The organism is Myroides sp. WP-1 (assembly GCF_014145635.1).
Taxonomy (GTDB): Bacteria; Bacteroidota; Bacteroidia; order Flavobacteriales; family Flavobacteriaceae; genus Flavobacterium.
Genome location: NZ_JACHTC010000005.1, coordinates 121275 through 144013, shown reverse-complemented (window position 1 = coordinate 144013; position 22739 = coordinate 121275). Strand labels below are relative to the sequence as shown.

General features: G+C 35.9%; 18 protein-coding genes and 5 tRNA genes. 16 read left to right on the top strand and 7 right to left on the bottom strand.

The annotated features are described in order from the left end of the window. The first annotated feature begins 2 nt into the window (after window positions 1-2). The 5 genes from H4K33_RS07090 to purB all read left to right on the top strand — a co-directional run bounded on the left by H4K33_RS07090 (window position 3) and on the right by purB (window position 7000). Window positions 3-1046 (top strand): RluA family pseudouridine synthase, encoded by a 1044-nt coding sequence (locus H4K33_RS07090; RefSeq protein WP_182647764.1) that lies wholly within the window; start codon window positions 3-5, stop codon window positions 1044-1046. A 161-nt stretch (window positions 1047-1207) separates the two neighbouring features. Continuing rightward, complete coding sequence (gene tilS, locus H4K33_RS07085; protein ID WP_182647763.1) at window positions 1208-2530, top strand: tRNA lysidine(34) synthetase TilS; 1323 nt, start codon at window positions 1208-1210, stop codon at window positions 2528-2530. Beyond that, window positions 2527-4509, top strand: a complete 1983-nt coding sequence (locus H4K33_RS07080) for a protein-disulfide reductase DsbD (RefSeq protein WP_182647762.1) — start codon at window positions 2527-2529, stop codon at window positions 4507-4509. Before tilS ends, H4K33_RS07080 begins: the two co-directional genes overlap by 4 nt. 130 nt (window positions 4510-4639) lie before the next feature. Continuing rightward, window positions 4640-5494, top strand: coding sequence for a DUF2911 domain-containing protein (locus H4K33_RS07075; protein WP_182647761.1), 855 nt, complete (start codon window positions 4640-4642; stop codon window positions 5492-5494). A 165-nt stretch (window positions 5495-5659) separates the two neighbouring features. Further along, window positions 5660-7000: an adenylosuccinate lyase gene (gene purB, locus H4K33_RS07070; protein WP_182647869.1), complete on the top strand. Its 1341-nt coding sequence runs from the start codon at window positions 5660-5662 to the stop codon at window positions 6998-7000. 97 nt (window positions 7001-7097) lie between these two features. Here the strand turns inward: purB and H4K33_RS07065 are convergent, their stop codons facing one another. From H4K33_RS07065 to H4K33_RS07040, 6 genes are all read right to left on the bottom strand, one after another. Next, complete coding sequence (locus tag H4K33_RS07065) at window positions 7098-9317, bottom strand: NADP-dependent isocitrate dehydrogenase (RefSeq protein WP_182647760.1); 2220 nt, start codon at window positions 9315-9317, stop codon at window positions 7098-7100. A gap of 246 nt (window positions 9318-9563) precedes the next feature. Next, window positions 9564-11981, bottom strand: a complete 2418-nt coding sequence (locus H4K33_RS07060; protein WP_182647759.1) for a polysaccharide biosynthesis tyrosine autokinase — start codon at window positions 11979-11981, stop codon at window positions 9564-9566. A 5-nt stretch (window positions 11982-11986) separates the two neighbouring features. Then, window positions 11987-12769, bottom strand: coding sequence for a polysaccharide biosynthesis/export family protein (locus H4K33_RS07055; RefSeq protein ID WP_182647758.1), 783 nt, complete (start codon window positions 12767-12769; stop codon window positions 11987-11989). A 111-nt stretch (window positions 12770-12880) separates the two neighbouring features. Further along, complete coding sequence (gene lptB, locus H4K33_RS07050) at window positions 12881-13624, bottom strand: LPS export ABC transporter ATP-binding protein (protein WP_182647757.1); 744 nt, start codon at window positions 13622-13624, stop codon at window positions 12881-12883. 2 nt (window positions 13625-13626) lie between these two features. Then, window positions 13627-14466 carry a twin-arginine translocase subunit TatC gene (gene tatC / locus H4K33_RS07045; protein ID WP_182647756.1) on the bottom strand — a complete coding sequence of 280 codons (840 nt, stop codon included), beginning with the start codon at window positions 14464-14466 and terminating at the stop codon, window positions 13627-13629. Window positions 14467-14469: 3 nt separating this feature from the next. Continuing rightward, complete coding sequence (locus H4K33_RS07040; protein ID WP_182647755.1) at window positions 14470-15435, bottom strand: SIS domain-containing protein; 966 nt, start codon at window positions 15433-15435, stop codon at window positions 14470-14472. Window positions 15436-15525: 90 nt separating this feature from the next. On the opposite strand from H4K33_RS07040, the gene recQ reads away from it, so the two are divergent. After that, window positions 15526-17721, top strand: coding sequence for a DNA helicase RecQ (gene recQ, locus H4K33_RS07035; RefSeq protein WP_182647754.1), 2196 nt, complete (start codon window positions 15526-15528; stop codon window positions 17719-17721). Between the two features lie 47 nt (window positions 17722-17768). On the opposite strand, the gene H4K33_RS07030 is transcribed toward recQ, so the two are convergent. Further along, entirely contained in the window at window positions 17769-18008 is a 240-nt protein-coding gene (locus H4K33_RS07030; protein ID WP_182647753.1) for a hypothetical protein, read from the bottom strand. A gap of 168 nt (window positions 18009-18176) precedes the next feature. Between H4K33_RS07030 and idi the strand changes: the two genes are divergently transcribed. The 10 genes from idi (at window position 18177) to cls (ending at window position 22720) form a co-directional block, all read left to right on the top strand. After that, a complete protein-coding gene (gene idi / locus H4K33_RS07025) occupies window positions 18177-18704 on the top strand; it encodes an isopentenyl-diphosphate Delta-isomerase (protein ID WP_182647752.1) in 528 nt (175 codons plus the stop codon). 6 nt (window positions 18705-18710) lie between these two features. Continuing rightward, a complete protein-coding gene (locus tag H4K33_RS07020; RefSeq protein WP_182647751.1) occupies window positions 18711-19127 on the top strand; it encodes a 6-carboxytetrahydropterin synthase in 417 nt (138 codons plus the stop codon). Between the two features lie 96 nt (window positions 19128-19223). Further along, complete coding sequence (locus tag H4K33_RS07015; protein WP_182647868.1) at window positions 19224-20192, top strand: type I phosphomannose isomerase catalytic subunit; 969 nt, start codon at window positions 19224-19226, stop codon at window positions 20190-20192. A 55-nt stretch (window positions 20193-20247) separates the two neighbouring features. Then, window positions 20248-20511, top strand: coding sequence for a hypothetical protein (locus tag H4K33_RS07010; protein WP_182647750.1), 264 nt, complete (start codon window positions 20248-20250; stop codon window positions 20509-20511). Window positions 20512-20591: 80 nt separating this feature from the next. Beyond that, window positions 20592-20668: transfer RNA gene (locus H4K33_RS07005), tRNA-Thr, on the top strand. Window positions 20669-20705: 37 nt separating this feature from the next. Further along, window positions 20706-20779: transfer RNA gene (locus H4K33_RS07000), tRNA-Thr, on the top strand. A gap of 39 nt (window positions 20780-20818) precedes the next feature. Continuing rightward, window positions 20819-20892: transfer RNA gene (locus tag H4K33_RS06995), tRNA-Thr, on the top strand. 38 nt (window positions 20893-20930) lie between these two features. Further along, window positions 20931-21004 (top strand) — tRNA-Thr (locus tag H4K33_RS06990). 37 nt (window positions 21005-21041) lie between these two features. After that, window positions 21042-21115 (top strand) — tRNA-Thr (locus H4K33_RS06985). Window positions 21116-21238: 123 nt separating this feature from the next. Then, on the top strand, window positions 21239-22720 hold the full coding sequence (gene cls / locus H4K33_RS06980; RefSeq protein WP_182647749.1) for a cardiolipin synthase: 1482 nt from the start codon (window positions 21239-21241) through the stop codon (window positions 22718-22720). Window positions 22721-22739 lie beyond the last annotated feature (19 nt).

The following is a 22739-nucleotide window of genomic DNA, read 5'->3' as shown; positions in this document are numbered from 1 at the left end:
TTATGCAAGAAAACGTAAATGAAATGTTCGACGATTTTGAAGAAGAATTGTACGAGCATTTTCGATTTGAAGCGGGTAAAGGACAAGCGCCCTTACGCGTAGATAAATTTTTGATGAATTTAGTTGAAAATGCAACGCGCAATAAAATTCAACAAGCCGCATCAAATGGAAATATTTTTGTGAATGACATCCCTGTAAAGTCCAACCACAAGGTAAAGGCTTTAGATGTTGTTCGCGTATTAATGAAACAACCTCCATTTGAGAATATCATCATTCCAGAAAACATTCCTTTAAACATTGTATACGAAGACGATTCTTTATTGATCGTTAATAAAGAACCTGGCTTGGTGGTACACCCAGGACATGGTAATTATACAGGAACGCTAGTTAACGCTTTAGCCTATCACTTTGATAATCTGCCGCTAAATAGCAGTGAACGCCCCGGATTAGTGCACCGAATTGACAAGGATACAAGTGGATTGCTGGTTGTAGCCAAAACAGAATGGACCATGACAGAGCTTCAACGTCAATTTGCTGAGAAAACAACAGAGCGTGAGTATGTTGCCTTAGTGTGGGGAAATGTTGTAGAGGATCAAGGTACAATCGAAAGTTACATAGGACGACATGTGAAGGATCGCATGCAGATGGCTGCTTTTGACGAGGAAGAAAAAGGAAAATGGGCCGTTACACATTATAAAGTTTTAGAGCGCTTTGGCTATGTTACTCTTGTTTCTTGTCGATTAGAAACAGGACGTACACATCAAATACGAGTGCACATGAAACACATCGGACATACCTTGTTTAATGATGAACGCTATGGTGGAAACCTCATTCTAAAAGGAACAACCTTTACCAAGTATAAACAGTTTGTCGAAAACTGTTTTCAACTTTTACCTAGACAAGCACTACATGCCAAAACATTGGGGTTTGAACATCCTGTAACCAAAGAGTACATGCGCTTTGATTCGGAAGTCCCACAAGATATGGTAGCCTGTATTGAAAAATGGAGAACCTATGCTCAAAATTCTGCTCTTGAGCTTGAATAAGATAAGACCACAAAATATTTTTTGTGGTTTTTTTATACACAGAAATGAAGGTGTTGTAAAGGTTTTTTATGAAAAAAGAGGTATTTTTGAAGTTTGCTAGTCAATTGTGAATAAAGGTTAACAATTATCCGCCAATTGAATTAGTTATGTTGAGGTAATCCATGGAAAGTAAGTTTAAAAAACACATTGAATTAAATTTTGCTGAATTAACAGTACATCCCCTTTTAATTGCGGTTAGTGGTGGTATAGATAGTCTTGTGCTATTGCAATTATGTCATCGTTTGGGACTAGATATTACAGTTGCACATTGTAATTTTCATTTAAGAGGAACGGATAGTGTACTGGATCAGCAATTTGTTGAACAGGTTTGTCAGCAGTTAAATGTACCTTGTATTGTACGGGAATTTGACACCAATGCCTATGCAACAACCCAAAAAGTATCTATTCAAGTCGCTGCACGTGAATTGCGTTACCACTGGTTTGAAGAAGTAATAGAACAAGGAAAATCAAAGTTTTTACTCACAGCACATCACTTGGATGATTCAATGGAAACGTTTTTTATTAATTTTTCTAGGGGAACAGGAATTGAAGGATTGCTAGGAATACCAGAAAAAACAGATTATATTCGGCGGCCATTGTTAGTGTTTACACGAGAGGAAATTGAACAATATGCAGAAGCTAATCAATTGATTTGGCGGGAAGATTATACAAATGCGCAAACAAAATATTTGCGAAATAAGATAAGAAAAAATATCTTGCCGGTTTTTAAAGAAATCAATCAACAACTGGATCAAGCTTTTCAACAGACTGTTGCGCATTTAAAAGAAACACATCAGATGAGTGAAGATGCAAGCAAGATGATGTTTGAGAAAGTTGTCATTAGACAAGGAGATGACTTGTTATTTCCTTTAAAAGAATTAAGTGAGTTGTCTTTGCCTAAAGCGTATTTGTATAAATGGTTAGAACCTTATGGTTTTAAGGCATGGAACGATATTGCTGATTTAGTCAAGGCAGAAAATGGCAAGAGAATCCCAGCAGAACACTATTACTTGATCAAAGATAGAGCACATCTATTATTGAGATTAAAAAGTAAGATGGTAGAAGAACCAGGAGATTCTTATTATTTACAAGAGAACCAAACAATTAAACAACCAATACACGTAACAGCTAAAACTTATGACAGAACTAAAATTGAATTGACATCGGACTCTTTGTGTGCGTATCTCGACCGAGATAAATTGCAGTTTCCGCTGCTTATTCGCAAACCTAAAAAAGGAGATTATTTTGTGCCCTTTGGAATGAAAGGAACAAAGCGAATTTCTAAATATGTAAAAGATGAGAAAATGACCCAATTGCAGAAGGAAAATCTGTGGTTATTATGCTCAGGAGATACCATTGTATGGATTATTGGAAGTCGAATGGATGAACGATTTAAGGTAAGAAGTACAACTATTAATGTTTTAAAAATTAAATTAACCGTATGAAAAAATTAGCTTATTTGCTATTTTTCTTTGTGTCTATTTTTAGTGTTCAAGCGCAGATGATGGAAAATCCTGCCAAATGGACCACGAAAATTGAGAAGAAATCCGATACCGAATATACCATTACATGGAATGGTATTATCGAAAATGGTTGGCACATGTATTCCCAGTATACCGCTGATGGAGGACCCCTGCCGACGGAATTTATATACAACAATATTGAAGGAAACTACGAACTGGTTGGTGATGCCAAAGAAAGCGAAACCAAAACCGTTTATAACGATGTCTTTGAGGTGGATGAAACCTATTTTGTAGGTCCTGTTCAACTGGTTCAAGACATTAAATTAACGAACCCAGATACACCGAATATCCAAGTAGAATTGGGATACCAAGTGTGTTTAGATGTTTGTATTAGTCAAAGCAATCTTTTTGTATACGATTTAAAAACTTTACAAGTTACAGAAGTAGAAAACTTCGAAGCGTATGAAAGTAAGAGTACTACAGCGAAGGAAGAAACTGCTTCAGCAACGGATACTACTGCAGCCCCTAAAACAGAAGAGAAAAGAGGATTATTTACAATCTTTATCCTAGCTTTTTTCTCCGGATTTGCTGCTTTGTTAACACCTTGTGTGTTTCCAATGATTCCAATGACTGTGAGCTTCTTTACGAAACAAAGTAAGACACGAGCAAAAGGAATTAAAAATGCCATTATTTACGGTTTGTCTATTATTTTGATCTACGTTGTTTTGGGAACTATTGTAACAGCAATTTTTGGTGCTGATTCACTTAATGCCCTGTCTACAAACGTATATTTCAATGTGATTTTCTTCTTGTTGCTTGTTGTATTTGCAACGTCTTTCTTGGGAGCATTTGAAATTATGCTGCCAAATTCATGGGCGAACAAAGTAGACTCACAAGCTGATAGAGGTGGTATAATAGGAATTTTATTCATGGCTTTAGCCCTAGCTATTGTTTCATTCTCTTGTACTGGACCGATTGTAGGAACTTTATTAGTGGAAGCCGCATCTAAAGGAGGAATTGCACCAATTGTTGGAATGTTAGGTTTTTCTTTGGCTTTAGCACTTCCATTTATGTTATTTGCAATGTTCCCAGGATGGTTAAACTCTATGCCGCGTTCTGGTGGATGGTTGAATACCGTAAAAGTGTCTTTAGGATTCTTAGAATTAGCACTAGCATTTAAATTCTTATCAAATGCGGATCTTGTATTGCAAGCGCATTGGTTGGAAAGAGAAGTATTCTTAGCTATTTGGATCACCATCTTTGGAGCTTGGGCTTTATATCTGTTTGGTAAAATCAGATTACCTCATGATTCTCCAATGGATAGCATCTCCGTAGGACGCTTATTTATGGCGTTGTTTGTTACAACATTTACCATTTATTTAGTACCTGGTTTATGGGGAGCACCATTGAAAATTATTTCGGGTTTCCCTCCTCCAATGACGTATGCTGAAAGTCCGTATGGAGTTGGTGGAAAAGGCGGTGGTGGATCTACCGCAACAGAAGTATTGCCAGAAGGAGCCAAATATGGAGCACATGACATCGTTGCTTTTACGGATTATGAACAAGGAATGGCTTATGCGAAATCAGTTAATAAACCCGTTTTATTAGATTTTACAGGGTTTGCTTGTGTGAATTGTCGTAAAATGGAAGACTATGTTTGGTCAGATCCTGCAATTTTAGCGCTACTGAAAAATGAGGTTGTTTTAATCTCTCTTTATGTAGATGATAAAAAAGAATTGCCAGAAAATGAACAGTACATTTCTGAAACAACAGGCAAGAAAATTAAGACCATTGGAAATAAATGGAGTGATTTCCAAATGAAACACTACCACGCCAATGCACAACCTTACTATATTGTCTTAGATGGTGCAGGACAACGTTTATCTGAACCAGTAGGATACACCCCCGATGTAGAAGAATATAAAACATGGTTAGAAGGTGGAATTCAAAAAGGAAAATAAATTCTAAATACAAAAAGCGATCGAAATTCGGTCGCTTTTTTTTGTTTATTTTAAGACTAAATCAGCAGATTAATTAATAAATTGTAAGCTTAAAATTTAAAATAACAAAGACCATAAAATACTGATAAACATGATAAAAAAGTTTGTTGTTACTAGTTTAGCTGTGTTTGCGCTATCCGCAGTACAAGCTCAGGTACAAACCCCTCCTACAAGTACGAAATCCGAAATTCACCAGGTAGTAGGTCTTACAGACGTGACTATTGATTATTCAAGACCCAATATGCGTGGGCGTTTAGTCTTTGGTGATTTAGTCCCTTATGGACGTTTATGGCGTACGGGAGCAAATATGAACACCGTTGTGACTTTTGCGAATGACGTTGAAATTGATGGTAAAGTATTGAAAAAAGGTTCTTATGCCATTTTTACAATTCCCAAAGTAGAAGAGTGGGAAGTGATCTTTTATAAAGACACCAACAGTTGGGGATTACCTGAAAAATGGGAGGAGTCTAAAATAGCCTTGTCAACTAAAGTAAAAGTTCAAAATTTAGATCGAAAGTTTGAAACGTTTACCATGGCGGTTAACAACGTAAATATTGATTATGCTGATTTGGAAATCATGTGGGAGCGTACTTTAGTTCCTGTGCGATTTAAAGTACCAACAGACAACTTAGCTATGGAAAGTATTACTGAGACATTTGAGGGACCTAAAGTTGTTGATTACTATGCGGCTGCAGAATATTTCTATTTAACAGGAAAAGATTTGACTAAAGCACTATCTTGGATCAACAAAGCCATAGAGAAATCTGCAGATAAAGTTCCGTATTATTTTGTGCGTTTAAAATCTCAAATTCAAGCTAAAGCAGGAGATAAAATCGGAGCAGTAGAAACAGCTAAGGTAGCGTTAGAGTTAGCCGAAAAAGCAAATAATCTCGATTACGTAAAAATGAATAAAGACGCGATCAAAGAATGGTCTAAAGCAATTTAATGCCTGATGGAAAAGAAAAATAAAAGCGAAGTAACGGACACTGTTACTTTCTGATATTTCTTGATGAAATACTGGGAAGCTTACTTTTTCTATTGAAATCATCAAAAGCAAAAAACAAAAAGACAAAAAATACTATCTTTGTATCTTAACAACACAATCTAAATGATGCTTACAGAATTAAATGCGATTTCGCCTATTGACGGGCGTTATAGAGGTAAAACCCAATCATTAGCTCAATATTTTTCCGAAGAGGCTCTAATTAAGTATAGAGTATTAGTTGAGGTTGAATATTTTATTGCGCTATGTGAATATAATCTTCCGCAATTGAGTGGAATCTCACCTGATCTATTTCCAGAATTACGAAAATTATACAAAGATTTTACAGCAGAAGATGCACTTTGGATTAAAGAAAAGGAAAAAGTAACTAACCACGATGTAAAGGCTGTTGAGTATTTTATCAAAGATGCTTTTGATCGTTTAGGATTAGAGCAGTACAAAGAATTCATTCACTTCGGATTGACTTCTCAAGACATTAATAATACCTCGATTCCCTTATTGACAAAAGAAGCATTTCACGAAGTGTATATGCCTTTATTTGTTTCTGTCGTGAATAAGTTAAAGGATTTGAGTAAGGAGTGGGCAGATGTTCCCATGTTGGCAAGAACACATGGACAACCTGCATCGCCAACGCGTTTAGGAAAAGAAATCAACGTGTTTGTTCAACGTTTAGAAGAACAGTTGCGTTTGCTGAATAATGTTCCTTTTGCCGCTAAGTTTGGTGGAGCAACAGGTAACTTTAACGCACACCATGTAGCCTATCCTAAAAACGATTGGAAGCAGTTTGGTGAGGATTTCGTCGAATTGAGTTTGGGATTAAAGTATTCTTTCCCAACAACACAAATTGAGCATTATGATCATTTTGCTGCTTTCTTTGATGCATTGAAGCGAATCAATACGATTTTGATCGATTTAGATCGAGATATTTGGACGTATGTATCTATGGATTATTTCAAGCAAAAAATCAAAGCAGGAGAGATTGGTTCTTCCGCTATGCCGCACAAAGTGAATCCAATCGATTTTGAAAATTCAGAAGGAAATTTAGGTATTGCCAATGCTATTTTCGAACATTTAGCTGCAAAATTGCCTTTGTCTAGATTACAACGTGATTTAACAGATAGCACAGTGCTGAGAAACATTGGTGTGCCAATGGGACATACAATCATTGCTTTTGAAGCTACATTAAAAGGATTAAATAAATTGCTTTTAAATGCAGATAAGTTTGCAGAAGATTTAGATAAGAATTGGGCTGTAGTGGCTGAGGCAATTCAAACGATCTTGAGAAGAGAAGGGTATCCAAATCCTTACGAAGCATTGAAAGATTTAACGCGTACCAATACCGTGATCAATAGAGATTCTATTCACAATTTTATTGATACCTTAGCGGTAAGTGATACTATTAAAGGAGAATTAAAACAAATTACCCCAAGTAATTATTTGGGAGTTTAACATATAGAGAAGGACTGATTTCAGTCCTTCTTTTTTTGGTATGAAAATAAAAAAGGCTGTCTATTTAGACAGCCTTTTTATATGAATGAGCTATGATTTAGATAGCGTCAATGATTGCATTTAATGTAGCACTTGGACGCATTGCTTTTGAAGTAGCAGCTGCATTTGTTTGGTAATAACCACCAATTTCTTGTGCTTTTCCTTGAGCTCCAATTAATTCTTCGTTAATTTTTGCTTCATTTTCTGCCATTGCTTTAGCAATAGGAGTGAACTTAGCTTTTAAGTCTGCGTCTTTGGTTTGAGCAGCTAAAGCTTCAGCCCAGTACATTGCTAGGTAGAAGTGTGATCCACGGTTATCAATAGATCCTACTTTACGCGCTGGAGATTTATCGTTATCTAAGAATTTTGCTGTAGCTTCGTCTAGTGTTTCTGCTAATACTAAAGCTCTAACGTTGTTTTGTGTTTGACTTAAATGCTCAAAAGAAGCACCTAAAGCCAAGAATTCTCCTAGTGAATCCCAACGTAAATATCCTTCTTCGATGAATTGTTCAATGTGTTTTGGAGCAGATCCACCAGCACCAGTTTCAAACAATCCTCCTCCGTTCATTAATGGAACAATAGAAAGCATTTTTGCAGATGTACCTACTTCTAAGATAGGGAATAAATCTGTTAGATAATCACGCAATACGTTACCTGTTACAGAGATTGTGTCTAATCCTTGGCGGATGCGTTCCACTGTAACTTTAGTTGCTTCGATTGGACTTAAAATGCGGATATCTAACCCTGTTGTATCGTATTGTTTTAAGTATTCGTTTACTTTGTTGATTAACTCTCTATCGTGAGCTCTGTTTTCATCTAACCAGAAAATAGCTGGTGTTTCAGATAAACGTGCACGGTTAACAGCTAATTTAACCCAATCCTGAATAGGAGCATCTTTTGTTTGACACATTCTGAAGATATCACCTGCTTCCACAGCTTGTTCGAAGAAAACAGTATTGTTTTCGTCAGAAACGCGGATTGTTCCTTTAACATCTGCTTGGAATGTTTTATCGTGAGAACCGTATTCTTCTGCTTTTTGTGCCATTAAACCAACGTTCGGTACAGATCCCATTGTTGTTGGGTTATAAGCACCATTTGCTTTACAATCTTCGATTACTGTTTCGTATACCCCTGCATAGCAACGGTCTGGAATAATTGCTAAAGTATCTTGTTGTTTTCCTTCTTTGTTCCACATTTGTCCAGATGTACGGATCATTGCAGGCATTGAAGCATCGACAATTACATCAGAAGGAACGTGTAAGTTTGTAATTCCTTTGTCTGAATTTACCATAGCAATTGCTGGTCCTTGAGTAATTGCAGTGTCAATAGCCGTTTTGATTTCAGTTTCTAAAGCATGACCTGCAATCTTAGTGTATAAATCACCTAAACCATTGTTTGGGCTAATACCTAATTCAGCAAATACACTTGCGTATTTTGTATACACATCTGCAAAGTACCCTTCTACAACCGCACCGAAAATAATAGGGTCAGAAACCTTCATCATCGTTGCTTTTAAGTGTGTAGAGAAAAGAATGTTTTTCGCTTTTGCTTCTTCTTTACATTCAGAAACAAATGCTTTTAATTTATTTAGATTTAAGACTGTTGAGTCGATTACTTCTCCTTGTATAAGTGAAGCATAGTCTTTTAATAATTTAGTTGTTCCGTCTGCAGCGATGAATTCAATTTTGAACTTACCATCTTTAGCAACCGTTACTGATTTTTCAGAACCGTAAAAATCTCCTTCACTCATTGAAGCTACTCTTGTTTGAGAATCTTTGGCCCAAGCGCCCATGCTGTGTGGGTGTTTCTTTGCGTAATTCTTAACTGCTTTTGGAGCACGACGGTCTGAGTTACCTTCACGTAATACCGGGTTTACAGCAGATCCTAAGATTTTAGCATATTTTGCTTTAATTTCTTTTTCTTCTTCAGTTTTTGGCTCTGCAGGATAATTAGGAACAGCAAATCCATGAGCTTGAAGTTCTTTGATAGCTGCATTTAATTGAGGAATAGAAGCAGAAATATTGGGTAATTTAATAATGTTAGCATCTGGACTTTTTGCCAATTCACCTAATTCAGCTAAAGCGTCTCCAATTTTTTGTTCGTCTTTTAAAAATTCTGGGAAATTAGCTAAAATACGTCCAGCTAGAGAAATATCTCTTGTTTCTACTTCAATATCCGCTGTTTTTGCAAAAGCCTGAACAATCGGTAAGAAAGAATACGTAGCTAACATCGGAGCTTCGTCTGTAAACGTGTAAAGGATTTTAGAATTCTTTGTCATTTTTGTTAGATTTAAATGATAACAATATAATTGTTTGTATGTGTTGAGTCTAAAACATTGAAATTATAAAGCAAATATAAGCATAAGCATTGAAAAAACGCGCTAATTCAGGGATATAACAGTAGAATTGTTAAGTTTATAAAATGTATAAGTAATATTGCTTTATTGTTATTTTTGGACGAGTAAAAAAGTAATATTAGTAAAAAGGCTGACATTGTACAATGTCAGCCTTTTGCTTTTATTCTGTTACTTTAGGTTTAATAGTTTTTTCCACCAAGGGCGATTATCTTGTTGAACATCGTGTCCATAACCATACCCATATCCGTACCCGTATCCATAACCACCATATCCTTTCATTGTCATGGTGTCGTTTAAGATAATAGACATGTTTTTCAACTTGCCTTCGCGGTGTAAATCTGTTGGAAGTTTTAACATGCGTTTATCTAAGTAATTCGCTCTTGTTACATAAATGAATGTATCAGAGAACTTACTGATTAATAAGGTATCTGTTACTAAACTTACTGGTGCTGTATCTACAATGATGTAGTCATACTCTTTTTTCAGCTTCGCAAACATCGCATCAATGGCATCACCCATCAATAACTCTGCTGGGTTTGGCGGAATTGTTCCTGCTGGTAGAGCAAAGAGATTCTCATATCCGTCAATTTTGACAATGAATTGATCGATGTCGACATTCTTTCTCAATAGGTAATCAGAAACTCCTTTAGAAGGTAATGTTAAGTAATCATCCAATCTAGGATTACGCAAGTCCATCCCAATTAAAAGAGTGCGTTTTCCAGAAAGAGCGATTGTCGCTGCTAAATTTACAGAAGTAAATGTCTTTCCTTCTTTCGGGAATGTAGAAGTTAAGAAAATGGTTTTTGCCATTCCTTCTTTCACGTTTCCAAGCATGAACTCCAAGTTTGTGCGTATGATACGCAACGCTTCTGCAGAACTTGAACGACTTGATAAGTCAATGATGTTTTCATTATCATCCGAATGCGGGATATCTCCTAAGAAAGGTACATTCGTATTGTTTTCAATATCTAGTCTATTCTTAACTTTTGTATCAAGTAATAAACGCAAATAAATGATAGCAAAAGGAATCAAACCACCTAAAATTAACGCTGCTAATAAAACAATCATTTTTTTAGGAGAAACAGGTTTGTCTGAACTTTTTGCAGTGTCAATTACTTTTGCATTAAGATCCGTTGCTGCTAATGTAATTGCAGTTTCTTCTCTTTTTTGGAATAAGTATAAGTAGATTGCTTCTTTTACTTTTTGCTGTCTATCAATGATTCTAAACTCGCGTTCTTGTCTAGGTACTTGAGATAGTTTAGAACGCAATTCGTTTTCTTTACTTGCTAATTCTTTCTTTGTAATTTTTAATGAACTTTCTAAACGAGATAAGCTACCAGCAACTGAAGTACGCATAGCAGAAATCTGATCGTCATATTTTACTACAGTAGGGTTCAAATCTGTCGAACTCGAACTAATACGATTGCGATCTAGAACCAACATATTGTATTGGTTTATCTGAGCATTAACATTGGCATCCGAAGAAATCAAGTTTGGTAAAAGCTCATTTTGCTTGCTGTTTCTTAAAAATTCAATCAAAGAAGAAACTACTTTTAATTCCGTTTCATTCTCTATAATTTGCTTGTCATAAACGTTAGCATCTTGTAAAAACAGACCTAATTCAGTAGGAATGTCTGTAATGCTATTTCTAGATTTATAACCTTCAACTGATTTCTCAACATCGCTTAATTCATCTGTAATAAGCTTTAAACGGCTATCGATAAATTCAGATGTCTTTTCTGATATATAGCGTTTATCTGCAACAGCAGCATCGTTGTAAAGAGTAATTAAATTATCTAAATAATCAGCTGCTTTTGCTGGTGTAGGACTAAGAAGCGATAAATCTAAAATACTAGAAAATTTATCCGTAGGAGAGATTTGTACGTTTTTTACAAAGTAATCTGTAACTTTCTCAATAGGAGTAATTTCAATAATAATATTCTTGATTTCTTCACTTTCCTCTGGGTCTACTTGCTCTAAGTTTAATTTTTTTAATGTTGGAGTTTGTTTTGGTTGATTTTTTGTAACCACCAATTTACCTAAGACCGTTTCAATTGTGGTATTGTATCCAAAGGTTCCTAAGTTAACTTTGTCTTTATCTAAAAGTGTAAAAGACGTTTCTGTAATGTCTTTTGCATAGAAGGTATACGTAATATTGTCAAAGTCAAAAACGCGTTCGATAAAATTAAAATCTATCGGGCTATTGTTATAAAGTTCACTGTTGATTAAGCGACCTTCATTGATATAAGTAATGTTTAATTGTAAACGACGTACTGTTCGTTCAGCTAAGGTACGTGAAGATAAGATCTGAGTCTCATTTTCAACGTTACTCTTACCTCCTGAAAGCATACCTAAATCAGCAAAAGCAGAGAGCTCAGTAGAAATACCGCCACCTCGTTTTTCGTCTTTTACTACAATGGTTGTGTTAACCTTATAGGTTTTTTCTGTATAACGAAGGTAGATAAAAGCAAGAACTAGTGTAAGAAAAATACTTACAACAAACCATCTCCAATGTATAAGATACTTTTCTAATTCTTCTCGAATATTGATATTCGTATTTTCGTTATTTTCGAATTTTCCTTCCATTTCTATTATTTAGCTGCTAATGCGATTATAGTTACTAATAGGGACAACGCAGAGATACCTAAACTCAAGTTTGGACCAACTACAGATGAGTTAATCTTTGTTTTGTTTGGTTCTACGTATACAATGTCATTTTGATTCAAATAGTAATAAGGGGAAGTTATGAAATCAGCTTTTGTCATGTCAACACGATACGGAATGCGTTTGCCTTCTACTTCGCGGATAACTAAGACGTTGTTTCTTTTACCGTAAACAGTCAAGTCACCAGAAAGAGCAATAGCATCAGATAGCGTTAGGCGTTCGCTTACAATAGTGTGAATACCAGGACGGTTCACCTCACCTTGTACTGTAATTTTGAAATTCATGATTCTCATGTTTACAATAGGGCGAATGATATATTTGCTAATTTCACTTGTTAAATAGTCTGTGGCTTGTTTTTTCGTTAATCCACTAACTTTTACAGTACCTAGAACAGGAAATTCAATATTTCCTTTATTGTCCACTAAGTAAAGTTGCTGTTGAGCAGACCCTACACCCGCTTGGTTGTTCAAGTTAGTCACCATAGTGTTGATTAAATTGAAGGGTTCGGCAGCCTCTCTGTCTTGAGCAGAAACGATAATCATTAATAAATCATCGGGTTGTAAATACGTCTCAAATTGTTTTACTGTATTGTCTTTCGCTAAAACATCCTCTACATTTTGGTAATATACTACCGATTCTCTTGAGGCACAAGAAGAGAAAAACACAGTAGTTGCTACCAAAAGCACTACAAAAAAGCTTCTTAATTTCATTGTTAATTTTTTTTCAAAAATAGAACTTTGTTGAGTCGAATAAAAGTAAAAGTAGCAATATTTTACAAATTAAAGTAAAAGAGTGCTGAAATCAGTTTTTTTACAATTTATCTAATCAAACTCTAATTTCTTTTTACGTAATTCAAAGTTTTGACCTAAATATACTTTTCTAACCATTTCGTCTTCTGCAAGTTCTTCTGGAATTCCGGCTTTCAAAATTCCTCCTTCAAACATTAAGTAGGTTTTATCTGTAATGGCTAGTGTTTCCTGTACGTTGTGATCCGTAATTAAAATGCCAATGTTTTTGTTTTTTAATTTGGCTACAATACGTTGAATGTCCTCTACTGCTACAGGGTCAACACCTGCGAATGGTTCATCTAATAAAATGAACTTTGGATCAGTAGCTAATGCACGAGCAATTTCTGTTCTTCGACGTTCTCCTCCTGAAAGTAGATCTCCACGATTCGTTCGAATGTGTTCTAAATTGAATTCAGCAATTAACGATTCCATCTTTGCAACTTGTTCTTGCTTCGACAATTTAGTCAACTGTAAAACACTGAGAATATTATCTTCAATGCTGAGCTTTCTAAATACGGATGGCTCTTGTGCAAGATATCCAATACCATGTTGTCCTCGTTTGTACATCGGGAAATTGGTGATATCCATATTGTCTAAATAAATATGACCTAGATTGGGCTTTACTAAACCAACTATCATGTAAAATGACGTTGTCTTTCCCGCTCCATTGGGGCCTAATAGACCTACAATTTCTCCTTGATTTACTTCAACAGAAACTCCTTTTACGACTTTCCTTTTCTTGTATATCTTGACAATATTGTCTGCTCTTAATTTCATGATTAGTCCTTTTTATGCGCTTCTAAAGCTTCTGTTTTAGGTTTCTTCTGAACAAATTTAGAGATATAAATACTAATTTCATACAGAATTAATAAAGGGATCGATACGATAATTTGGCTTATTACATCTGGAGGTGTGATAATCGCTGCCAAAATTAGAATTAAAACAATTGCATATTTTCTGTATTCTCTTAAGAATTGTGGAGTTACTAAGCCTAGTACGGATAAGAAATACATGATAATAGGTAGTTCAAAAATAAGACCACAGGCTAATGACGTTGTCTTCACTAAGCCGATATACGAATTGATATCAATATCATTCTTTACGATATCACTCACTTGTAGGTTAACTAAAAAGTTAATCGATAAGGGAGTGATTACATAATAACCGAATAAAACACCTAAAAAGAATAAAAATGACGAAACAATAATAAAGAATTTGGCGTATTTTTTTTCTTTCGTATAGAGGGCTGGGCTAATAAATTTCCAGATTTCTCGTAAGATAAAAGGAACTGAAATGATAAAACCTGCAGTAATGCACGTCCACATCATCACAGAGAATTGCCCATCCATGGTTCTATTTTGAATTTCGAATGGAAGTTCTTGTTGACAAAAACTATCGTCAAAATTAAATTTTTGTGCGATTTTACAAAAGAATTGATAGGTAATGAAATCGCTATTTTTAGGACCGAAGATAATTTGATTAAAAATGAAATCTCTGAAAAAGAAAGCTACAATACCTCCTCCTAAAATGAAAACAGAAGAGCGTATTAAAAGCCATCTTAATTCTTCTAAATGGTCTAAAAAGGACATTGCCTTTTCTGAGTTTTTTTGTTTTGCCATTGGTTATACTATTCCTTCTTTTAAAATATCGTGTAAATGGATAATACCTTGGTATTCGCCTTTGTTTGTAACAATTAACTGTGTGATTGAATTGTCTTCTAACGCAGATAAGGCTTTGGAAACAAGCTGGTCAGATTCAATCGTTTTAGGGTTGATACTCATGATATCTTTAGCTTGAATATTCTCAAAACTAGTGTTGTTTTGCAACATTCGACGTAAATCTCCATCTGTAATAATACCAATCAACTTGTTTTGATCTATAACGGCAGTCACTCCTAAACGCTTCTGAGAAATTTCTACGATTACTTCTTTAATTGAAGAATCCGGACGTACCATAGGTTTGTTTTCGTTGTTTAAGATGTCTTGAACCAAAAGGAGTAATTTCTTACCTAAGGCACCTCCTGGGTGATAAAGAGCAAAATCATTGGCAGTGAAATTTCTGCATTCGATTAAACAAGCGGCTAATGCGTCACCTAAGACTAGTTGCGCAGTGGTGCTATCCATTGGAGCTAAATTATTCGGATCTGATTCGCGATCTACTTTAGAAAGTAAAACGTAATCGGCGTTTTTTCCTAAAAAAGATTGTTCATTGGCCGTGATTGCGATGAGCGTATTGCCAAAGCGCTTTAGTAGAGGAGTCAATACTTTTATTTCGGGACTATTTCCACTATTCGAGATACAAATAACGCAATCATTGGGTTGAAGTAAACCTAAGTCTCCGTGAACAGCTTCTGATGCATGCATAAAAAGCGAAGGAGTTCCAGTGGAGTTGAAGGTTGCAACAATTTTGCTGCCGATTAACGCACTTTTACCAATCCCTGTAACTACTACACGCCCTTTACAAGCCAAGATGGTTTGTACAGCCGCCGAGAAGTCTTCCGTTAAATAATCGATAAGCTTTTTAATGCTTTCACTTTCAGATAGTAAAGTTTGTTTTGCTCGCTGTAATATAGTTGTAGATGTATTCAAAATGACGAGAATGTTAAATATTAGGATTGCACCAAAGAAAATTATTATCTTTAGGTACTGCAAATTTATGTAAAATACCATACAAAAATAATGAAATCAATTGAAATTGACTTGCACAAAGAGTTAAAGAGATTTTTTGGCTTTTCTCAGTTTAAGGGTCTTCAAGAAGACGTGGTGAAAAGTATTATCTCCGGGCACAATACATTTGTGATTATGCCTACAGGTGGTGGTAAATCACTTTGCTATCAATTACCTGCATTGGTTTTAGACGGTACTGCTATCGTTGTCTCTCCGTTGATCGCTCTGATGAAAAATCAAGTTGATGCTATTCGCAGCTTGTCAACTGAGCAAGGAATTGCCCATGTTTTAAACTCTTCTTTGACCAAAACAGAAGTAAATCAGGTGAAAGAAGATATTAAACAAGGAATAACAAAACTGTTATATGTAGCCCCAGAATCATTGACAAAAGAAGAATATGTGAATTTTCTTCAAGAAGTAAAACTATCGTTTGTTGCGATTGATGAGGCGCATTGTATTTCCGAATGGGGACACGATTTTAGACCCGAATATAGAAATTTAAGGAATATTATCCGACAATTAGGCGATATTCCTATTATTGGTTTAACTGCTACAGCTACTCCAAAAGTACAGGAAGATATTCTGAAAAACTTAGAGATCCCAAATGCTAATGTTTTCAAAGCTTCATTTAATAGACCCAATCTATATTATGAAGTAAAACCCAAAACGAAAAATATAGAAAGTGATATTATTCGCTTTATCAAGCAACGCAAAGGTAAATCGGGTGTGATTTACTGTTTAAGCAGAAAGAAAGTAGAGGAGATCTCCAATGTTTTGCAAGTAAACGGTATTAGTGCTGTACCTTATCATGCGGGGTTAGATGCAAAGACGAGAGCTAAACATCAAGACATGTTTTTAATGGAAGATGTAGATGTTGTGGTAGCTACTATCGCCTTTGGAATGGGGATTGATAAACCAGATGTGCGTTATGTTATTCATCACGATATTCCTAAGTCTCTAGAAAGCTATTATCAAGAAACTGGACGAGCTGGACGAGATGGAGGAGAAGGATATTGTTTGGCCTATTATTCATATAAAGATATCGAAAAGCTCGAAAAATTTATGGCAGGTAAGCCAATTGCCGAGCAAGAAATAGGAATAGCGCTATTGCAAGAAGTAGTAGCCTATGCTGAAACCTCTATGTCTAGACGTAAATTTTTACTCCATTATTTTGGAGAGGAATTTGATGAAGTGCATGGAGATGGAGCAGACATGGATGACAATGTTAGAAATCCTAAGAAAAAGAGTGAAGCAAAAGAAGACCTTCAGAAAGTGTTGAAGATCATCGGAGAAACCAAACAAGTATACAAGACCAAAGAGATTGTGTTTATCTTGTTAGGTAAGTTAAACGCACTCTTGAAAGTAAATAAAACGGATACACAACCTTTTTTTGGAATAGGAAAACATCAAGATGAACGTTTTTGGTTGGCGCTAATTCGCCAAGCAAATGTGGCGGGATACCTCAAAAAAGACATTGAGTCTTACGGTGTATTGAAGCTGACAGAAATGGGCGAACACTTTATGGAGCATCCGGTTTCTTTTATGATGACTGAAGATCACGAATATGCAGAAGGCGATTCGGTTGTTGAAAGTGATACTCCAAAAGCAGAAGTGATAATTGATCAAGTGTTGATTAATTTATTAAAAGATCTGCGTAAAAAAGTGGCCAAAAAAGCAGGAGTTCCTCCATTTGTAGTATTTCAAGATCCCTCATTAGAAGAAATGTGCTTGAAGTATCCTATTACACTGGAAGAAATGGCTAATATCATCGGAGTGAGCGATGGAAAGGCTAAAAAATTCGGAAAAGATTTTGTCGATGTAATTAAGAACTATGTCGAAGAAAATGACATCATCAGACCAGATGATCTAGTCGTGAAATCTACTGGGGCAAATTCAGCGTTGAAGTTGTATATTATACAAAGTGTGGACAGAAAGCTCTCTTTAGATGATATTGCGAAAGCAAAAGGACTGGATATGGATGCTCTATTGAAAGAAATGGAACAGATTGTCTATTCTGGAACAAAATTAAATATCGATTATTGGCTGGATGAAGTGCTGGATGAAGAGCAACAAGAAGAAATTTACGATTACTTCATGGATTCTGAATCGGATAATATTAAAACAGCAATGGCAGAATTTGATGGTGAATATGATACGGATGAATTGCGATTAATGCGCATCCAATTTATTACCAAGGAAGCAAATTAAGCCTATGAAATAAAAAAAATGCCTATACAATTGTATAGGCATTTTTTTTATTGTTCATATACTTCACCGCGATGCGGTTTTAAAGTGTCTCTCAATGCTCTCATTTGTTGATCATTGACTACCAAATAAGCAATAGCGTGAAATTCATTGATGACCTCTTTATCCATAAGTGTTAAAGGAAGTTTTTCTAAAGCCACATATTCACGCAAGTGAATCACGTGATGCTCTGCTATTCTTTCAGCATCAGGACCGCGAAAATCCCAAATAAGTTTAATTAATCTCTCCATGACTAGTGTAAAACCTCAAAGGTAACTAAATTGTATCGGACCTAAAACGTAAACGAAAAGATCTTTAAAAGAAGAAGTAGTTTAGGGAGGTCTTTAAACTCTTTTTCGTCATTGGTTTACTATTTTGTTTTTTGTACTTTTGGAAGTAAAATAAAAGTAACACTAGGTATGATTGAAGAGCAAGTGATTTTAGTTAACGAGCAAGATGAACAAGTAGGTACCATGGGTAAACAAGAAGCCCATGAAAAAGCTTTGTTGCACCGTGCATTTTCCGTGTTTATTTTGAATGATAAAAATGAGATTATGTTACAACAACGTGCTGCACAGAAGTATCATTCACCGTTGTTATGGGCAAACACTTGTTGTAGTCATCAGAGAGTTGGAGAAACGAATATTGAAGCAGGGAAACGCCGTTTGAGAGAAGAAATGGGATTTGAGGTAGCCTTGAAAGACGTTTTTCATTTTATCTATAAAGCACCGTTTGACAACGGACTAACAGAACATGAATTTGACCATGTGATGATTGGGTATTACAATGACGAACCTATTATTAACCCTGAAGAAGTAGAAGCTTGGAAATGGATGGGTATTGAAGAGGTGAAAAATGATATGGAAGTAAATCCGCACCTTTATACAGCATGGTTTAAAATCATATTTGCCAAATTTTATCCCCACATCGAAGCGCATAAAAAATAAAACAGCATGAGATTAACAGTAAGCCGAAAAGCACATTTTAATGCAGCACATCGATTGCATCGTTCCGATTGGTCGGACGAAAAGAATCAGGCTGTGTTTGGCAAGTGCAATAATCCTAATTTTCATGGACATAATTACGAATTAATCGTCAATGTAACTGGAGAAGTAGATCCGGAAACAGGGTTTGTCATGGATCTTAAAATACTTTCAGATTTGATCAAAGCAGAGATTGAAGAGGCGTTTGATCATAAAAACCTAAACTTAGATGTGAAAGAATTTAAACATCTCATTCCTACAGCTGAGTATATAGCTGTAGTAATTTGGCAAAAATTGAGGCCTTTTATTGAAAAAGACAAAGATTTGGAGGTGGTTTTGTATGAAACTTCTAGAAACTTTGTAACTTTTAAAGGGGAGGGGATTTAACATGCATAGAATCCATTAAAAGTTGTACATTTGCGTCTTGTTTTAAGCGATAAACCTATGGATAGACTATCGCAAAATGAGGAAGAAGTTAAGCCTATGAGTTTTATACCATATCCAATGATGTTCGAACCCATCCTAAAAGATAGAATTTGGGGAGGGAAGAAATTGCATACTGTTTTAGGTAAACAGCAGATTTCTGATTCCGTTGGAGAAAGTTGGGAAATTTCAAATGTTCCAGAAAATGTTAGTCTTGTTTCAAATGGTTGTTATAAAGGACAAAGCTTAGAAGAACTGATTAAAACTTATCCAATGGATGTTTTAGGGTCTTCTATTGTAACAACATTTGGGTATCAGTTTCCCCTGCTGTTTAAGTTTTTAGACGCCAAGGAAGACTTGTCTATTCAGTTACATCCCAATGATGAATTGGCAAAGGAAAGACACAACTCATTAGGTAAAACAGAAATGTGGTATGTCATGCAGGCAGATCCTGAAGCTAGAGTTGTTGTCGACTTTAAAGAGGGAGTCACGCAAGAGGATTACTTACAACATCTGAGTGCCAAAACACTTCCTTCTATTTTAAATGAGATTCCCGTAAAAAAAGGAGATGCTTTTTTTATACAAACAGGAACGGTTCACGCCATTGGCGGAGGCGTATTACTCGCTGAAATTCAGCAAACATCTGATATTACTTATCGCGTATACGATTGGGATAGGATGGATAGTGAAGGACAAACAAGAGAATTACATGTAGATTTGGCGTTAAAAGCCATTAATTACGAGAAAAAACAGGTAGTACTTACGTATGATAAACTGGAAAACAAAGCAAATCCCTTGGTGTGTTGTCCATTTTTTACTGTCAATTTCATCCCCTTAGCAGAACGATACGAAATAGAGAAGCCTTTAGATCGCTTTTACCTTTATGTGTGTACAGAAGGGGCGTGTGAGCTTCAAATTAATAACCTGACTTGCGAAATCAAACAAGGAGAAACCGTGTTGATTCCCGCTTCAGTGAAAAAGCTAGTTGCCATTGGTCAGGCAACATTGTTAGAAATATATATCGATTAGACCGACGATATAGTAAAGATAATTGTACTTTTGTTTAAATTTTAAATAAATTATTATGGCAAGTGTAAGAGGATTAAAAAAAGATGTACACCAAGTATTAGGAGACATCATTGAGGCAATTTATATCCATGAATTGACAGTAGGAGGACCTACAGAAGAGACATCAGCATTAATCGAAGAAGCATTAACAGGATTCGATGAATTGATCGTTGACATCAATGCTAAAGGAGTTGAAAATAAAAAAGCTCATTTTAAAGGCGTTTTTGTAAAATTGGAAAACATTGCAGGTCAATTAGTTGAAAAAATTAACAACTTGTAATTAAAATAAAGCGAAAAAAACACGCTAAATCAGTTGGAAGATTGAAAAAGCGTGTTATATTTGCACTCGCAAAATGAGTCGCCGGTGTAGCTCAGCTGGCTAGAGCAGCTGATTTGTAATCAGCAGGTCGTGGGTTCGAGTCCCTCCATCGGCTCCAATTTTGAAGATTAAATATTGCAAGACGATTTTGAGTCGCCGGTGTAGCTCAGCTGGCTAGAGCAGCTGATTTGTAATCAGCAGGTCGTGGGTTCGAGTCCCTCCATCGGCTCAAATTTTGAAGATTAAGTATTGCAAGGCAATTTGAGTCGCCGGTGTAGCTCAGCTGGCTAGAGCAGCTGATTTGTAATCAGCAGGTCGTGGGTTCGAGTCCCTCCATCGGCTCAAATTTGAAGATTAAATATTGCAAGGCAATTTGAGTCGCCGGTGTAGCTCAGCTGGCTAGAGCAGCTGATTTGTAATCAGCAGGTCGTGGGTTCGAGTCCCTCCATCGGCTCAAATTTTTTCAAAAGTCTTGTAAGGCAATTTAAATTGCCGGTGTAGCTCAGCTGGCTAGAGCAGCTGATTTGTAATCAGCAGGTCGTGGGTTCGAGTCCCTCCATCGGCTCAAAAGCTTCCTATCACATAGGAAGCTTTTTTTATTTATATTCTTTCCTATTTAAAGAATGCGTAAATTTAGATTTCGTTTAAATGACAATTGACATTGTTTCATGGCGCAATAATTCAAATTATGATAGCATTGCTTTTTGAATCAGAATGGGTTATTTATTGGGAATTAGTCTATTTTATTATTGCAATTCTCGTTTCAATCCGAATTATATATGATACGGATTCTATTTCCAAAACCTTAGCCTATCTATTACTCGTTTTCTTCGTACCTATTTTTGGTATTGTGTTCTATTTCTCTTTCGGCATTAATTATCGCCGAAGAAAAATGTATTCTAAGAAATTAATCGCTAACGATAATTACGCGGATCGCTTTAATAAGCGAATTCAAGAAATTCATTTGGATCTCAAACAACAAGGACATCCTATTGTTGATAAACACCGATCTTTTGTTGATCTACTATCCAATGCTATCGTCGGAGAGGGACCTCTGTTGGTAGATAATCACGTAGAACTCCTACAAAATGGAGAGGAATTCTTTCCTCGTTTATTGGAGGATCTCAAAAAGGCGAAGCACCATATTCATATTGAATATTATATCTACGAAAATAATGAGATCGGAAAAGAGATTGCTGCATTGCTCATTCAGAAGGCAAAAGAAGGAGTAGAGGTTCGTTTTATCTATGACGATTTTGGCAGTAGAAGTATCCGCAAAAACATAGTCAAAGATTTACGCGCAAATGGCGTTCAAGCTTTCGCGTTTAATAAAATTATACTGTTAGCCCTAGCCAATCGATTAAATTACCGCAATCACCGTAAAATAGTGGTTATTGATGGGCAAGTAGCTTATACCGGAGGGATTAATATATCCGATCGCTATGACAACAGCAGAAAAGGAGAAAATGACTTCTTTTGGCGAGATACGCATATCCGAATTGAAGGAAGTGGAGCTTACGGATTGCAACATGTATTTTTAACGGATTGGAATTTCTGTAGTAAAGAAAATATCAATTTCTCAGCCGATTATTTTCCTAAAATAAATATGGGGAAACAAGAAACACTCCCTCTGCAGGTAATTGCGTCCGGACCAGACTCAGATGTGCCATCTATTCTCTTTAGCGTCTTACAAGCCATCCAAGCTGCGGATCGTGAAATTTGTATTACAACGCCTTATTATATTCCGGATGAATCTCTGCAGTTAGCTATTAAAATGGCCGTACTTAGCGGAAAAAGAGTAAAGCTGTTATTACCTGGTATAACCGATTCTCTTACAGTCAAGTTAGCTTCGGAATCTTATTTTCAAGAATTGTTAGAATCTGGTGTTGAAATCTACCTGTATAAAAAAGGATTTATTCATGCCAAAACTTGGGTGACTGATTCGGGTATTAGTTCAGTAGGGACCTGTAACTTAGACCATCGTAGCTTTGATCTCAATTTTGAAGTTAATGTTGTACTCTACGATATGGATTTTGCCAATCAGATGCGAGCGATGTTTGAAGAAGATTGTAAAAATGCAATTAAACTAGAATTAGATCGCTGGAATAAACGCTCTAAATGGCATCGTTTGAAAAATAGCTTTCTGCGCTTGTTGTCCCCTTTGTTGTGAAAGGTAAACTGTTACCGGT

Bases quoted from the DNA above. Each gene is read 5' to 3' on its own strand.
- H4K33_RS07090 (WP_182647764.1), top strand. From the start codon at position 3: ATGCAAGAAAACGTAAATGAAATGTTCGACGATTTTGAAGAAGAATTG.
- tilS (WP_182647763.1), top strand. From the start codon at position 1,208: ATGGAAAGTAAGTTTAAAAAACACATTGAATTAAATTTTGCTGAATTA.
- H4K33_RS07080 (WP_182647762.1), top strand. From the start codon at position 2,527: ATGAAAAAATTAGCTTATTTGCTATTTTTCTTTGTGTCTATTTTTAGT.
- H4K33_RS07075 (WP_182647761.1), top strand. From the start codon at position 4,640: ATGATAAAAAAGTTTGTTGTTACTAGTTTAGCTGTGTTTGCGCTATCC.
- purB (WP_182647869.1), top strand. From the start codon at position 5,660: ATGCTTACAGAATTAAATGCGATTTCGCCTATTGACGGGCGTTATAGA.
- H4K33_RS07065 (WP_182647760.1), bottom strand. From the start codon at position 9,317: ATGACAAAGAATTCTAAAATCCTTTACACGTTTACAGACGAAGCTCCG.
- H4K33_RS07060 (WP_182647759.1), bottom strand. From the start codon at position 11,981: ATGGAAGGAAAATTCGAAAATAACGAAAATACGAATATCAATATTCGA.
- H4K33_RS07055 (WP_182647758.1), bottom strand. From the start codon at position 12,769: ATGAAATTAAGAAGCTTTTTTGTAGTGCTTTTGGTAGCAACTACTGTG.
- lptB (WP_182647757.1), bottom strand. From the start codon at position 13,624: ATGAAATTAAGAGCAGACAATATTGTCAAGATATACAAGAAAAGGAAA.
- tatC (WP_182647756.1), bottom strand. From the start codon at position 14,466: ATGGCAAAACAAAAAAACTCAGAAAAGGCAATGTCCTTTTTAGACCAT.
- recQ (WP_182647754.1), top strand. From the start codon at position 15,526: ATGAAATCAATTGAAATTGACTTGCACAAAGAGTTAAAGAGATTTTTT.
- H4K33_RS07030 (WP_182647753.1), bottom strand. From the start codon at position 18,008: ATGGAGAGATTAATTAAACTTATTTGGGATTTTCGCGGTCCTGATGCT.
- idi (WP_182647752.1), top strand. From the start codon at position 18,177: ATGATTGAAGAGCAAGTGATTTTAGTTAACGAGCAAGATGAACAAGTA.
- H4K33_RS07020 (WP_182647751.1), top strand. From the start codon at position 18,711: ATGAGATTAACAGTAAGCCGAAAAGCACATTTTAATGCAGCACATCGA.
- H4K33_RS07015 (WP_182647868.1), top strand. From the start codon at position 19,224: ATGAGTTTTATACCATATCCAATGATGTTCGAACCCATCCTAAAAGAT.
- H4K33_RS07010 (WP_182647750.1), top strand. From the start codon at position 20,248: ATGGCAAGTGTAAGAGGATTAAAAAAAGATGTACACCAAGTATTAGGA.
- cls (WP_182647749.1), top strand. From the start codon at position 21,239: ATGATAGCATTGCTTTTTGAATCAGAATGGGTTATTTATTGGGAATTA.